Raw genomic sequence first — 14,188 nt, forward strand, 5'->3', positions numbered from 1 at the left:
GAGGTGCGTTACAGTGGAGAGCACAACCGAACACGGGCGCTCGAGGTATCGAGCTGAGATCGCGCTGAAGCCCCGCGCGAGTACCGCTAGAACCTGTCTGGTTAGAACCAGCGAAGGAAGAGTCAGGAGAGTCTTAATGACGGATACGTCTACCCAGAACATCACCCCCACCGACGAGTACGGCGCGGAGATTCACCCGAAGCACAGCTTCTCCCCCATCGAGAAAACGGTGGAATCCTTCGGCAAGACCTTCACGCTGCAGGTGCCGGAGACTGAGATCCAATTGGACGACTCGCCGACCGGCCCGAATGAGCCGGTGAGGATCTACCGCACCCGCGGCCCGTGGGCGGAACCCACCGAGGGGCTGCAGGGACTGCGCAGCGAATGGATCGAAGCCCGCGACGATGTGGAGGCCTACGACGGTCGTCGTCGCAACCTACTGGATGACGGCAACCGTGCCGTCAAGCGCGGACAGGCCAGCGAAGAGTGGAAGGGTTCTACCCGCGCCACACTGCGTGCAAAGGAGGGTAAGCGTGTTACCCAAATGCACTATGCCCGCCAGGGAATCATCACCCCGGAAATGGAGTTCGTAGCGCTCCGTGAGCACTGTGATGTAGAGAAGGTTCGCGAACAGGTAGCCTCCGGTAAGGCCATTATTCCGAACAACATCAACCACCCGGAGTCCGAGCCGATGATTATCGGCAACGCCTTCACCACCAAGATCAACGCCAACATCGGTAACTCCGCCGTCACCTCCTCTATTCGCGAGGAAGTGGATAAGCTGCGCTGGGCGACCCGCTGGGGCGCGGATACCGTAATGGATCTTTCCACCGGTAACGACATCCACACCACCCGCGAATGGATTCTGCGGAACTCCCCTGTACCGATCGGTACCGTGCCGATCTACCAGGCACTTGAGAAGGTCGACGGCGTAGCCGAGGACCTAACCTGGGAGATCTTCCGCGATACCGTCATTGAGCAGTGCGAACAAGGCGTGGACTACATGACGATCCACGCAGGCGTGCGCCTGCCGTTCGTGCCGCTGACCACGAAGCGCGTCACCGGCATCGTCTCCCGCGGTGGTTCCATCATGGCCGGCTGGTGCCTGGCGCACCACAAGGAGTCGTTCCTGTATGAGAACTTCGACGAGCTGTGTGAGATCTTCGCCAAGTACGACGTCGCATTCTCTTTGGGCGATGGCCTGCGCCCGGGCTCCATTGCGGACGCCAACGACGCCGCCCAGTTCGCCGAGCTGAAGACCATCGGTGAGCTCACCCACCGCGCTTGGGAGTACGACGTGCAGGTCATGGTTGAAGGTCCCGGTCACGTGCCGCTGAACATGGTGCAGGTCAACAACGAAAAGGAGCAGGAATGGTGCGGTGGTGCACCGTTCTACACTCTGGGACCACTGGTGACGGACATTGCTCCGGGCTATGACCACATCACCTCTGCCATCGGTGCGGCGAACATCGCCATGGGTGGCACTGCAATGCTGTGCTACGTGACCCCGAAGGAACACCTGGGTCTGCCGAACAAGGACGACGTAAAGACCGGCGTCATCACCTACAAGGTCTCCGCACACGCCGCCGATGTCGCCAAGGGACACCCGGGCGCCCACGAGTGGGACGATGCTATGAGTAAGGCTCGCTTCGAGTTCCGCTGGCACGACCAGTTCGCTCTTTCCCTGGACCCGGATACCGCTCAGGCTTACCACGATGAGACTCTGCCTGCGGAGCCAGCGAAGACGGCACACTTCTGCTCCATGTGTGGCCCTAAGTTCTGCTCCATGCGCATCAGCCAGGACATCCGCGATGCCTTCGGCGACGAGATCGACGAAGCGCTGGCCACCGACCAAAAGCAGTCCCTGGTCAAGGATCTGGGCCTGCCGGGCTTCGGTCGACAGAGCGTCGACGGCATCGACAGCCTAAGCGCCGCGGGCGAGGAGGAGATGGCGGAGGAGTTCCGCCGCGCGGGCTCCCAGCTGTACTTGAACCGCGACGAGGCGAAGGAAGTCGCCGAGGATCTGCAGAAGGAGGCGGCAGCGCACGGTGAGCGCTAGCTTGGATCTGCGCTGTTACTTGGTTACAGGCGCTCCGCACGAGAAGGTGGTGGACGTGGCCGCCGCCGCTGCCGCCGGTGGCGCGGGCGTGGTGCAGGTGCGCAGCAAACCGATCAGCGTACGCGACCTGACGGCACTGGCCGTTGAGGTCGCCGCCGCAGTGCAGAAGGCCAACCCGGCTACCCGAGTGTTGATTGACGACCGCGTGGACGTTGCCGCCGCCCTCATGCCGGAGCACAACATCCACGGCGTGCACATCGGCCAGGACGACCTGGACCCGCGCTTGGCTCGCCAGTTGCTGGGCAAGGATGCCATTATCGGGCTGACCACCGGCACCCTGCCCCTGGTGCAGCAGGCCAACGAGTATGCGGATGTAATCGACTACATCGGCGCCGGCCCTTTCCGCCCTACTCCAACCAAGGATTCCGGCCGCGAGCCGCTGGGGCTGGAGGGCTATCCCGCACTGGTAGAGGCCTCGCGGGTTCCGGTGGTTGCCATCGGCGACGTTCATGCGGAGGATGCAGCCGACCTGGCTGCCACGGGTGTGGCCGGGCTGGCGATCGTCCGCGGAATCATGCAAGCAGAGAACCCGAAGGCCTATGCCGAGAGCGTGGTTTCCCAGTTTTCGGAAGCCAACGAGCGTTAGATAGGGTCTATGAGCACACCCGGAACAAGCACACGGAGAGTTTTTATCAGCGTCGCCGCCCTCCTGCTCACCGCGGGATGGTCGGCGAATCACTTCGCGTCCGTACTCGTGGCGCTGCGGGAGCAGCTCAACTTATCGCCACTGCTGGTCAACGGCGCGTACGGGATCTATGCGCTGGGTTTGGTGCCGAGCCTCCTCATCGGGGGTGCGCTGGCCGACCGCTTTGGCGGACGGCTGGTGGCGTTGGCGGGCTCGCTGATCGCGGTGGTTGGCAACACCATCCTGATGCTCTTCCACGGGGCTCCTGGGCTGCTCAGCGGCCGCTTCGTCGTGGGGCTGGGCGTGGGGCTGGTGGTCAGTGCGGGTACCGCGTGGGCGGCGCGGCTGAATGGGGCCGCAGGTTCGACGCTCGCCGGCATCGTCCTCACCTCTGGCTTCGCGCTGGGGCCGGCGATCTCCGGGCTCGCAGAGTTCGCGTTCTCCCCGCTCTGGCTGCCCTTCATGCTGAGCATCATCGCCTCGCTCGTGGCCGTGGTGTTCTCGCTGCGCACTGGTGACATGCCCCGCCGGATCCTAGCTGTGGCGAAGGATCCGCAGGTTGATCCGAGCGCCTCGCCCCGCAAGGCGCTGGCGACCTCGGTGCCGGTGGCGATGTGGGTTTTCGCGGCGATCACCACCGCCTTCGTGGGGCTCGCCGCGCGGGTGGCCGAGTACTTCGAGACCGGGGTGTTCCTGCCGGGGGTCGCGGCCGCGGTTGGTTTTGGCGCGGGTCTGGCGATCCAGACGGCGGGGCGCCGCTGGGCCTGGGGTCCGCGCTCCGGGGTCGTCGGGATCCTGTGCGCAGGAGCCGGCTTCCTCGTCGCCACCCTCGGTGGCGAGGCCCCCTCGCTGCCGCTCTTCTTCCTGGCCACCGTTCTGCTCGGGCTCGGCTATGGCCTGTGCCTGCGCGACGGGCTGCTGGACGTCAACGCCTACTCCCCGGCCTCCCACCGCGGCCGCATCCTCGGGGCCTACTACGTCGCGACCTACGTGGGCTTCGCCCTACCGCCCCTGATGCAAGTGCTGGAGCCGCGGGTTGGCCCGTCGCTGCCCTTCGCCGTCCTGACCGGCATCGCAGTTGCCGCCGCGCTGCTGCGCAGCTGGCAGATCCGAACCGGCTACCTCAACCGCACATGAGGCGGTCGCACACCTTGCCCGTTATCCGAGAATCAATACCGCAGACCATGGGCTGCAGTTCCGCAGCCCATCCAATTCGTGACGCAAGCGCGCCACTAGAAAGAACAAGACCTTGAGCAGCTACGAGCATGTGATCATCGGCGCCGGGATCATCGGTCTCAGCACCGCCGTGGAGCTGACCCGTGCCGGGGTACCCGCGACCGATATCGCGATCATCGACCCAGCCCCGATCAGCGGTGCCTCCTGGGTGGCGGGTGGCATGCTCGCCCCCGTCGCCGAGGTGCAGTACGGGCAGGAGGAGCTCTACCCCCTGATGATCCGCGCCGCCGAGCTGTGGCCGGCGCTGCGCGAAGCCGTGGAGTCAGACACGGACCTTCCCACCGGTTATCGGGAGGAGTCCACGCTCGTGGTCGCTGCTGACCGCGCCGACGCCACCCACCTCGCCGAATTGCTGGAGCACCAGCACGCCCACGGGATGACGGCCACCCGGCTGCCCGTGCGTCAAGCCCGCAAGCTTGAGCCTGGGCTGCACCCGCAGCTCGCCGGATCCGTGGAGATCCCCGGCGACCATCAAGTCAACCCCCGGTTGTACTGCGCGGCGGCCGTCGACGTCCTGAAAAAGAAGGGCGTAACCTTCGTGGAGCAAGAAGCGACCGGGCTGGTGCACGGCAGCGAAGCGGCGGGTTCTGAGGCCGACCACCGTAACGCAGGACCGGACAGCGGGTGCACCGCGGTACGCCTCGCCGACGGCACGGCAGTGGACGTGAGCGGGAGCGTCTACGTCTGCAACGGCGTCGGAGCAGCAAAACTCGACGGCGCCCCTGCCCTGCCGGTGCGGCCCGTGCGCGGGGACCTGATTCGCCTCGGGGTGGCTGAAGGCCGGCCCGCCCCGGTGGAGCGCGTGATCCGGGGTTTCTTCGAGTACCGACCGATCTACGTCATCCCCCGCACCGACGGCACGATCGCCGTGGGCGCAACGACACGGGAGGACGAACGGCGGGCACCCGCTGCCGACGGGGTCTACACCCTGCTGCGCGACGCCATCCGCGTGGTGCCGGGCATCGAGGACTGCGAATTCATCGAGGCGCTTGCCGGGGAGCGCCCAGGCACTCCCGACGACCTACCCCTGATCGGCAAGACCAGCGGGAATGTGGTGATCTCGGCGGGATACTTCCGGCACGGCATTCTGTTGTCTGCACTCGGCGCTAAGGTGACGGCACACCTGGGGCTCAGCGCTGGCGATGGTGATGTGGCGTTGGGTGAGGCCGCAGAGGCGGCCGGGGTGAGCCTCGACGCTTGCCGCTGGGAGCGCTTCGCGACCGAGACGCACTGAGCCAGTGGCACGCGACTGGGAGATAATGGGCCAAGAGAACGCCCGTAACAAGACGAGCGAGAGGACGCTGAGAATGAACTACACGGTGAACCAGGAAGAGCGCCAGGGCAAGGCGGGACTCACGATCGCCAAGGTCGTTGCCAACGAGACCGGCGAAAAGGATGCCACGGGCATCGCGATCGCGCTGAACCAGGCGGTCGTGCCACGCAGCCAGTGGGACACCCGCGAGGTGTCCGACGGCGACGAGATCGACATCCTCGTCGCGGTCCAGGGCGGTTAGGGCTACCGCTTCCGGCTTCATCGGCTTTAACGAGCCACGATGACCCGGAACGACGGCACTAGTAGACGCAGAAGGAGAAGAAGGCATAGATGCTTGAAATCGCAGGTAAGAAGTTCGACTCGCACCTGATCATGGGTACCGGCGGGGCAACCAGCCAGACGCTGCTCGAGAAGGCGCTGGTGGCCAGCGGCACCCAGCTGACCACCGTGGCAATGCGCCGCTTCCGGGCAGGCAACACCCCTAGCACCGCTGGAGCCTCGAACGGCGCTGCGGGAGGCGAGAGCGTCTTCGGGCTGTTGAACCGCCTGGGCATCGACGTCCTGCCGAATACCGCGGGCTGCCGGACCGCCAAGGACGCGATCCTCACCGCCCAGCTCGCCCGCGAGGCGCTGGGCACCAACTGGGTGAAGCTGGAGCTCATCGCCGACGACCGCACCCTGCTGCCCGACGTGGTGGAGCTGGTAGACACCTGCGAAATGCTGGTCGCCAACGGCTTCGAGGTGCTGGCCTACACCAGCGACGACCCCGTGGTCGCCAAGCGACTGGAGGACGCCGGTGCGGCAGCCGTGATGCCGCTGGGCTCCCCGATCGGCACGGGGCTAGGGATCCTCAACCCGCACAATATCGAGCTGATCTGCGCCCGCGCCTCCGTCCCGGTGCTGCTGGACGCCGGGGTGGGCACCACATCGGACGCGGCGCTCGCCATGGAGCTCGGCTGCAGCGGTGTGCTGCTCGCTAGCGCTGTCAACCGCTGCCAGGACCCGGTCGCCATGGCCACCGCCATGAGGCACGCGGTCGAGGCCGGGCGCCTGGCCGCTGCGGCGGGTCGCATCCCGAAGCGCACCCACGCGCAGGGCGCGCTGGCCAGCTCCAGCTTCGAGGGCCTGGCCTCCTGGGACGAGGACTGGGCTGAGGAGGTGCTCTAAGCGTGGCTGGAAGCTCACACACTTCTTCCCCGCGCACAGCGGGAACCGATCAGGCCTTCCCCGCCGGGGACTTCGTCTCCCTTCCTTACCGGGAGCAGCGGCGCACCGCCCGCCACCTGAACCTGCCTGGCTTCGGACCCACCGAGCAGCAGCGGCTGCACGACGCCCGCGTGCTCGTCGTCGGAGCAGGCGGGCTAGGTTGCCCCGCGATGCAATCCCTGGCTTCGGCCGGGGTGGGCACGATCGTGCTCTACGACGACGACACGGTGGATGTGACGAACCTGCACCGCCAGATCCTGTTCTCGGCCGAGGACGTCGGCCGGGCAAAGGTTGATGCGGCCACCGATGCGCTGAAGCGCATCCAGCCGGATATCCGGGTCGAAGCACACCGCTACCGCCTGGACGCGAATAATATCGTCGAGGCTTTCCAGCAGGTCGATCTGGTCATCGACGGCTCCGATAACTTCGACACGAAGTTTCTGGTGGCCGACGCCGCCGAAATCTCCGGCACTCCCCTGGTCTGGACCACAGTGCTGCGCTTCGCCGGGCAGATCTCGGTGTTCAACTCCACCGCCAGCGGTGAGCGCGGCATCGGTCTGCGGGATCTGTTCCCAGAGAAGCCAAGCGGGGATTCGATCCCCGACTGCGCGAGCGCCGGGGTGTTGGGCGCGACCACCGCGGTGATGGGCGCGCTGGCGGCCACCGAGGCCATCAAGTGGGTCACCGGGGTCGGCCAGCCGCTGCTCGGCACGGTTGTGAGCTACGACGCGCTGACCGCGCGCACCCAGAGCTTCCGCATCGCCCCCGACCCGAGCCGCCAGCCAGTCGTGGCCCTGTCCCCCAACGACAACGCCGCAGCCTCCATTACCGCCTGCGCAGTCCAGCCCCCGGAGGCCTCGCACACCACGCCAGACCAGGACCCAGGCTCCCACCCGGCGAAGGCACCGGGTAACGCCGCTCTGCACGAGCTCGTCCGCACCGGCAAGGCCTTCACGGTGGACGTCCGCGAGTACCACGAAACGCTCCTCGCCCAGCCGAGCTTCATCGGCGAGCAAGGCGCCGACGAGCACCTCGCGATGTCCGCGCTCGCGGATCCCGCAGGCACCCTGGACGTGGCCTCCCCCGCAGTGGCCGAGGCCTTCGCCCGCCACGAGGGCACCGAAGCGGTGGTCTACTGCGCCTCGGGGGTGCGCAGCCAACACTTCGTTGAAAAATATAGGCAGGTTGCTAGCGAGTATGGAATCACGCTGCACAACCTGCCCGGAGGGGTGCGGGGCTAACCCCCGCAAGCTCTTTCCTTAGCCGCGGACCGGCGTTTCCGCCCACCCGCGCAATTCGCCGGAGAGCTTTTCAACGCGCTCCCGCTGCTCGGCTACCCGCACACCGGCGGTGCCGCCGCGCGTCGACCGGGACGCCACCGCGCCGTCGATAGTGAGCACCTCGCGAACCTCCGGGGTGAGGCGGGAGTCCACAGAGGCCAGCTCCTCGTCGGTGAGGTCGATAAGGTCCACACCGCGGGACTCCGCGATACGCACGCAGGAGCCCGAGGCCTCGTGGGCCTCACGGAACGGCACTCCTTGGCGCACCATCCATTCCGCCAAATCCGTCGCAAGTGTAAAGCCCGCCGGGGCCAGTTCGCGCATGCGGTTCTCGTGGAAAGTCAGAGTAGACACCAGACCCGTCATTGCCGGCAGCAGCAAGTTGAGTTGAGCCACCGAGTCGACAATCGGCTCCTTGTCCTCCTGCAGGTCGCGGTTATAAGCCAGCGGCAGACCCTTCAGGGTGGCCATCAGTCCAGAGAGGTTACCGATCAGGCGGCCCGTCTTGCCGCGTACGAGCTCAGGCACGTCCGGGTTCTTCTTCTGCGGCATGATCGAGGAACCGGTGGACCAGGAATCCGAGAGCGTGACGTAGCCGTACTCCGGGGTGCACCAGTAAATGATCTCCTCAGCCAGGCGGGACATGTCCACCGCGATCTGGGCGAGGACGAAGGCTGTCTCGGAGGCGAAGTCGCGGGAGGAGGTTCCGTCCAGGGAATTATCCGCCGCGGAGTCGAAACCGAGTTCTTCCGCAATGGCCTCTGGATCCAACTTCAGGGAGGAACCAGCCAGCGCGCCCGAACCATATGGCGAGACAGCCAGGCGCTTATCCAAGTCCTGCAGACGCTGGATATCACGCAGTAGCGGCTGAGCGTGAGCTAGCAGCGAGTGAGCCAACAGGATCGGCTGGGCAGCCTGGGAGTGCGTCTTACCCGGCATAATCGCATCCGGGTGCGCCTTCGCTTGTTCAGACAGCGCGTCGATTAGCTGCGTGACCTGGACGGCAATGTCGCGGATCGCGTCACGGATCCACATGCGGAACATCGCAGCCACCTGGTCGTTGCGGGAACGCCCCGCACGTAGGCGACCGCCGACCTCCGGGCCGACGCGGTCGATCAGGCCGCGCTCCATCGCACCGTGGACGTCCTCGTCGGAGGATGCTGGGACGAAGGAACCGTCCGCGACATCCCGACCCAGCTGGTCCAGCCCACCCAACATGGTCTCCAGGTCGGCGTCCGAGAGCAGACCGGCCTTGTTCAGCACCTTGGCGTGTGCCTTCGATGCGAGCACGTCATAGGGGGCGAGGACCCAGTCGAAATGGGTGGATACGGACAGCGCAAACATAGCCTCCGAGGGGCCACCGGAAAAGCGACCGCCCCAGAGCGCGCCCTCGTTCGTGCCGTGCTTGTCCAGCGAGCCGGGGTTGGACGCACCGTGATCTGCCATTGAAAGGATTCCTCTCCGTGAGTGACGTCGTAAAAGAATGTCGGTCTTAAAGAAACCAACGGCGGGCAGCCCCAGCGAACGGGACTCCCCACCGGGAAGGGGTGTATTACGGGGTGCCAGTGCCTAGTTAGCCAGGTCGCGCTTAGCGGCGATCTTGGAGGACAGGCCGTGCAGCTCCACGAAGCCGCGGGCCATGGACTGGTCGAAGGAGTCGCCCTCGTCGTAGGTAGCCAGGTTGAAGTCGTACAGGGACTTGCCGGAGCGGCGGCCGTTGACGGTGATGGAGCCCGCGTGCAGCACCAGGCGGATGTCGCCGGTGACGTGCGCCTGGGTGGAATCGATGAACGCATCCAGGGAGCGCTTCAGCGGGCTGAACCACAGGCCGTCGTAGACCTGGTTAGACCACTCTGCGTCGATGCCGCGCTTGTAGCGGGCCAGCTCGCGCTCGACGGTGACGGCCTCAAGGGCCTCGTGGGCACGGATCAGGGTGATAGCGCCCGGAGCCTCGTAGATCTCGCGGGACTTGATGCCCACCAGGCGGTCCTCAACCATGTCCAGGCGGCCGACGCCCTGCGCACCTGCGCGACGGTTCAGCTCCTCGATGGCCTCCAGTACGGTGACCTTCTTACCGTCGATGGCCACTGGCACGCCGGATTCGAAGGAGATGATGACCTCATCCGGAGCCTGGCCCAAGCCCGGATCCTCGGTGTATGCATAGACGTCCTTGGTCGGGGCGTTCCACAGATCCTCCAGGAAGCCGGTCTCCACGGCGCGGCCCCACACGTTCTGGTCGATGGAGAACGGGGAGGACTTGGACTGCTCGATCGGGATGCCGTTTTCCTCGGCGAAAGCGATGGCCTTCTCGCGAGTCCAGGCGTAGTCGCGAACCGGGGCGATAATCTCCAGGTCCGGGGCGGTATTGGCAAAACCAACCTCGAAGCGGACCTGGTCATTGCCCTTGCCGGTGCAGCCGTGAGCAACCGCGGTACCGCCGTGCTCCTTGGCTGCATCCGCCATGTGCTTGACAATCAGAGGGCGGGAGATCGCGGAGACCAGCGGGTACTCCTTCATGTACATGCCGTTGGCCTTGATGGTCGGCAGGCAGTAGTCGTTGGCGAATTCATCGCGGGCATCCACGACGATGGACTCCACAGCGCCGGCGCCCAGTGCACGCTGGCGGACGGTCTCCATGTCCTCGCCGCCCTGGCCCAGGTCGATGGAGACACAGACGACCTCAGCGTTGCGCTCCTTGGCAATCCAGCTGATAGCAACGGTGGTATCGAGTCCGCCGGAGTATGCGAGTACTACGCGATCCTTCATTCTTCTCTACGCTTCCCTTCGAAAGATTCTCTTGTGTTCTTTTTGTTATCCGTTATTTGATTTTAGCTTTGTGCCAGGTGGAAGAAATACTCCCCCAGCTCCTTGCCGTTGAGGGGCTCTCGCGCCAGGACAAACACAGTGTCGTCACCGGCAATGGTGGCCACCACTCGGTTAACATCCGAGCGGTCCAGAATGCTGGCCAGGTACTGCGCCGCACCTGGCGGAGTACGCAGCACCGCGATGTTTCCCGAGTGGTCATGGTCAACCAGCAATTCTGCCAGCACTCGTCGCAGCTTGTCCGGCCCGTCCACCCGTACATCGTCGGAAAGGGAGTAGTAGACCTCTCCTCCTACGCGCACCTTCTTGGCACCCAAATCCACCAGGTCGCGAGACAGCGTTGCCTGCGTGACGTCGATGCCGCGGTTGACGAGGATACCGAGCAGCTGGCGCTGGCTGGCTACTTTCTCAGCGCCGATGATGCGCCCGATCATGTCCTGCCGTGCTGTGCGGGTTAACGAAGAAGCCATACCATCAGCGCCTTTTGTGCATGCAGGCGGTTTTCCGCCTCGTCAAAGACCACAGACTGTGGCCCGTCGATCACCTCGGTAGTCACTTCGTTGCCGCGGTAGGCCGGCAGGCAGTGCAGGAAGATCGCATCGTCCTTGGCGGTGCCCATTAGTTTTTCGTCTACCTGGTACGGGCGCAGCGCACTGCGATCCTCGGAGGCATCCTGTCCCATCGACAGCCACGTATCGGTGATCACCACATCTGCGCCGGTGGCATCGACGTAATCCGTTACGGTAACGGTCGCACCGGTCAGCTCCGCCCGCTTCTGCGCTCGCTCAACGAACTCTGCATCAGGCTGGAACCCCTTGGGTGCGGCGATGGTGATGTCCACTCCCGCGGTGGCAAAGCCCAGCATGTAGCTGTTTGCCATGTTGTTCGCACCGTCGCCAAAGTACACGGCATTCAGCCCCTGGATCTTTCCCTTGTGTTCCTTGATGGTCACGAGATCCGCCAAGATTTGGCAGGGGTGGAAGTCATCGGACAGCGAGTTGATAATCGGAACGCTCGCGGTCTCTGCCATCTGGTGCAGATTGTCGTGGGCACCGGTGCGCCACACGATAGCGGTGGCGTAGCGGGACAGTACCGCGCCGGTGTCCTGGTAGGTCTCGCCCTTGCCCATCTGGGAGCTGCCGCTGTCTACGACGATGGCATTGCCGCCCAGCTCGGTGATGCCGGCGTCAAAAGAAAAGCGCGTGCGCGTAGAGGTCTTGTCGAACAAGACTGCGACAGAGCGACGTTCCAGTAGGTTGCGATAGCCATTGCCGTAGCGATTGTCCTTCAGTTCCTCGGCCAATGCCAGCACTTCGGCCTGCTCTTCCGGGGTGAGGTCATCGTCGGCCAGCATGTGGCGCAGCGGCCCATTGTTAAGGGAGTTCGTCATGTGGTGTTCCTTAGTTCTGTTTACTCGAGCTCTGTTTGCTCGAGCTCTGTTCGCTCTGTTCGCGGTTGTCGTCCAGCATCTTCCTTATCTTGGTGACGCCACCCTGCACCTCCTGAGCCGAGACGTTCAGCGGGGGAACAATGCGGACCACGTCGGGCTGGGGTTTGTTCACAATCAGCCCGTAATCAAGCGGGTCGAGTGTCAGCGGTTCATCCAGCACGATGCCCAGCATGAGCCCGCGCCCGCGGATCGTCTGCACGCTGGAGTGGTCGACCAGACCGTCGCGGAAAGCCTGCGACTGGGTGGCGACGTTGGACAATAGATCCTCGGCCTCAATCGTGTCGATCACCGCATTCGCGGCGGCACAGACCACGGGGTTGCCGCCGAAAGTGGTTCCGTGCATGCCCTTGGCCAGGAGTTGTGCCTTCGGTAGGGCCAGCGTTGCACCGATCGGCAGGCCACCGCCCAACCCCTTTGCCATGGTGATGACGTCCGGTAACACATCGGGTTCGTGCTGGAAGCCAAACCACTGGCCGGTGCGCCCCATGCCCGCCTGTACCTCGTCGACGACCATCAGAATGCCGTGCTCGTCGCATAATTCGCGTACGGCGGCCAGGAATCCATCCGGTGCGGGGATCACGCCGGTCTCCCCTTGAATTGGCTCAAGGAAAATTGCGGCGGTGTCATCGTCCGCCAGCTCCCGGAGAGCCGCGATATCGCCGTAGGGGTAGTACTCCACTCCGCCGGGCAACGGCTTAAAGGGTTCTTGCTTATCAGGCTGGCCGGTCAGGGCGAGCGCACCCATGGTGCGACCGTGGAAGCCACGCTCGGCAGCCAGGATTTTAGTTCTTCCCGTAGCACGGGCGATCTTGAAGGCCGCTTCGTTGGCCTCTGCTCCGGAATTGGAAAAGAAGACGCGCGCCTCCGCGGCCTGCTCCCCCACCAGTCCCTTGAGCCGCTCCGCGAGTTTGATCACCTGCGGGTGGGCGAAAAGGTTCGACGTGTGGCTGAGCGTAGCGATCTGATTCGACACGGCGTCGACAACGGCAGGGTGAGCGTGCCCCAGAGCATTGACGGCGATGCCGGAGAGCAGGTCGAGGTATTCGTTACCCTCTGCGTCGGTGACGACGGTTCCGCGACCGGACACGAGCTCGCGTGGCGGAGTGCCGTACGTTTCGAACAGGGCGGCGTTCCAGTGGCTCTGCCAGTCGGTGGAGTTCATGTGCTGGCTCATGACAAGTCCTCCCGGTAGTTGATAGCGGCGGGAATCTCGGTTCCGTCTACGTCCTCCCAATCTGCGGGGCAGATCATGGTGCCGATGCCGCCGGTGGTCATTAGCTCCAAGAGTACGGAGTGCGGGATTCGACCGTCGATGACGTGTGCGGCCTGCACCCCGGTACGCAGGGCGTCAAGGCAGGCTTCCATCTTCGGTACCATGCCGGAATCCAGGTTAGGGAGCAGGTCGGAAAGCTGCTCCGGGGTGAGGCTGGAAACGAGCGAATCTTTGTTGGGCCAGTCTGTGTATAGGCCTTTAACGTTCGTGAGCACGATCAGTCTCTCGGCCCCCAGGGCTCCAGCCAATGCACCGGCAGCCGTGTCTGCGTTGATGTTGTAGATGCGCCCTTGGTCATCGGGAGCGATCGTTGAGACGACGGGGATGCGGCCTGCGTCGATGAGGTCTAGCAAGCTTTCTGCATTGACGTGTTCGATCTGCCCCACACGCCCAAGATCCACATCTTCCCCGTCGATGGTGATGGTGCGTTTGGAGGCGGTGAATAGTCCCGCGTCCTCACCCGAGGTGCCGACGGCGTATGGGCCGTGCTCGTTAATCAGGCCAACGAGCTCGCGTCCGACTTTGCCGAAGAGCACCATGCGAACGTATTCCATGACCTCCGGGGTTGTTACACGGAAGCCGCCCTTGAACTCGCCTTCCAGGCCGACGGTCTTCAGCATGTCGTTGATCTGCGGGCCACCGCCGTGCACCACGACCGGGCGGGCACCAATAGCGCGTAGAAAGACCATGTCGGCGGCGAATGCTCGCTTGAGATCCTCGTCGATCATCGCGTTGCCGCCGTACTTCACCACCACGATTTTGTCGCGGTAATGCAGCAACCAGGGCAGCGCTTCGGCCAGCACGTGGCTGCGCATTTCGGGGGTCAGCCCGGTGGTATCGATGGGCGGGTGATTGGAAGTCATTGGTGCTTAGTCCCTAATCATTCGATTCTTGGTGCAGAGT

Annotated in this window: 13 protein-coding genes and 1 riboswitch; of the genes, 7 read left to right on the top strand and 6 right to left on the bottom strand. The window is 64.5% G+C overall.

The annotated features are described in order from the left end of the window. Window positions 1-22: 22 nt before the first annotated feature. A riboswitch (TPP riboswitch) is annotated at window positions 23-137 on the top strand. From thiC to ACKFRT_RS03730, 7 genes are all read left to right on the top strand, one after another. Beyond that, a complete protein-coding gene (thiC, locus tag ACKFRT_RS03700; protein ID WP_408925790.1) occupies window positions 137-2,059 on the top strand; it encodes a phosphomethylpyrimidine synthase ThiC in 1,923 nt (640 codons plus the stop codon). Its footprint overlaps the riboswitch before it by 1 nt. After that, complete coding sequence (locus tag ACKFRT_RS03705) at window positions 2,049-2,705, top strand: thiamine phosphate synthase (protein WP_005295694.1); 657 nt, start codon at window positions 2,049-2,051, stop codon at window positions 2,703-2,705. Before thiC ends, ACKFRT_RS03705 begins: the two co-directional genes overlap by 11 nt. Window positions 2,706-2,714: 9 nt before the next feature. Further along, window positions 2,715-3,881 carry an MFS transporter gene (locus tag ACKFRT_RS03710; RefSeq protein ID WP_005295696.1) on the top strand — a complete coding sequence of 389 codons (1,167 nt, stop codon included), beginning with the start codon at window positions 2,715-2,717 and terminating at the stop codon, window positions 3,879-3,881. A 112-nt stretch (window positions 3,882-3,993) separates the two neighbouring features. Continuing rightward, window positions 3,994-5,214: a glycine oxidase ThiO gene (gene thiO / locus ACKFRT_RS03715; RefSeq protein ID WP_011273450.1), complete on the top strand. Its 1,221-nt coding sequence runs from the start codon at window positions 3,994-3,996 to the stop codon at window positions 5,212-5,214. A 73-nt stretch (window positions 5,215-5,287) separates the two neighbouring features. Further along, a complete protein-coding gene (thiS, locus tag ACKFRT_RS03720; protein WP_011273449.1) occupies window positions 5,288-5,494 on the top strand; it encodes a sulfur carrier protein ThiS in 207 nt (68 codons plus the stop codon). A gap of 89 nt (window positions 5,495-5,583) precedes the next feature. After that, entirely contained in the window at window positions 5,584-6,420 is an 837-nt protein-coding gene (locus ACKFRT_RS03725) for a thiazole synthase (RefSeq protein ID WP_011273448.1), read from the top strand. 2 nt (window positions 6,421-6,422) lie between these two features. After that, a complete protein-coding gene (locus tag ACKFRT_RS03730) occupies window positions 6,423-7,700 on the top strand; it encodes a ThiF family adenylyltransferase (RefSeq protein ID WP_005295706.1) in 1,278 nt (425 codons plus the stop codon). Between the two features lie 18 nt (window positions 7,701-7,718). Here the strand turns inward: ACKFRT_RS03730 and argH are convergent, their stop codons facing one another. From argH to argB, 6 genes are all read right to left on the bottom strand, one after another. After that, on the bottom strand, window positions 7,719-9,152 hold the full coding sequence (argH, locus tag ACKFRT_RS03735; RefSeq protein WP_181896488.1) for an argininosuccinate lyase: 1,434 nt from the start codon (window positions 9,150-9,152) through the stop codon (window positions 7,719-7,721). Window positions 9,153-9,308: 156 nt separating this feature from the next. After that, window positions 9,309-10,505: an argininosuccinate synthase gene (locus ACKFRT_RS03740; protein WP_005295710.1), complete on the bottom strand. Its 1,197-nt coding sequence runs from the start codon at window positions 10,503-10,505 to the stop codon at window positions 9,309-9,311. A 62-nt stretch (window positions 10,506-10,567) separates the two neighbouring features. Continuing rightward, a complete protein-coding gene (gene argR / locus ACKFRT_RS03745) occupies window positions 10,568-11,032 on the bottom strand; it encodes an arginine repressor (RefSeq protein WP_293791956.1) in 465 nt (154 codons plus the stop codon). After that, complete coding sequence (argF, locus tag ACKFRT_RS03750; RefSeq protein WP_408925791.1) at window positions 11,017-11,952, bottom strand: ornithine carbamoyltransferase; 936 nt, start codon at window positions 11,950-11,952, stop codon at window positions 11,017-11,019. The genes argR and argF overlap by 16 nt, the downstream gene beginning before the upstream one ends. Before the next feature lie 10 nt (window positions 11,953-11,962). Continuing rightward, window positions 11,963-13,186: an acetylornithine transaminase gene (locus ACKFRT_RS03755; RefSeq protein WP_408925792.1), complete on the bottom strand. Its 1,224-nt coding sequence runs from the start codon at window positions 13,184-13,186 to the stop codon at window positions 11,963-11,965. Then, window positions 13,183-14,148, bottom strand: coding sequence for an acetylglutamate kinase (argB, locus tag ACKFRT_RS03760; RefSeq protein ID WP_293791960.1), 966 nt, complete (start codon window positions 14,146-14,148; stop codon window positions 13,183-13,185). Before argB ends, ACKFRT_RS03755 begins: the two co-directional genes overlap by 4 nt. Between the last annotated feature and the right edge of the window lie 40 nt (window positions 14,149-14,188).

Origin of the sequence: Corynebacterium jamesii (assembly GCF_046097395.1) — a bacterium.
Classification (GTDB): Bacteria; Actinomycetota; Actinomycetes; order Mycobacteriales; family Mycobacteriaceae; genus Corynebacterium.

Coding starts and splice junctions, on each gene's coding strand:
- thiC (WP_408925790.1), top strand. CDS start 137: ATGACGGATACGTCTACCCAGAACATCACCCCCACCGACGAGTACGGC.
- ACKFRT_RS03710 (WP_005295696.1), top strand. CDS start 2,715: ATGAGCACACCCGGAACAAGCACACGGAGAGTTTTTATCAGCGTCGCC.
- thiS (WP_011273449.1), top strand. CDS start 5,288: ATGAACTACACGGTGAACCAGGAAGAGCGCCAGGGCAAGGCGGGACTC.
- ACKFRT_RS03725 (WP_011273448.1), top strand. CDS start 5,584: ATGCTTGAAATCGCAGGTAAGAAGTTCGACTCGCACCTGATCATGGGT.
- ACKFRT_RS03740 (WP_005295710.1), bottom strand. CDS start 10,505: ATGAAGGATCGCGTAGTACTCGCATACTCCGGCGGACTCGATACCACC.
- argR (WP_293791956.1), bottom strand. CDS start 11,032: ATGGCTTCTTCGTTAACCCGCACAGCACGGCAGGACATGATCGGGCGC.
- argF (WP_408925791.1), bottom strand. CDS start 11,952: ATGACGAACTCCCTTAACAATGGGCCGCTGCGCCACATGCTGGCCGAC.
- ACKFRT_RS03755 (WP_408925792.1), bottom strand. CDS start 13,186: ATGAGCCAGCACATGAACTCCACCGACTGGCAGAGCCACTGGAACGCC.
- argB (WP_293791960.1), bottom strand. CDS start 14,148: ATGACTTCCAATCACCCGCCCATCGATACCACCGGGCTGACCCCCGAA.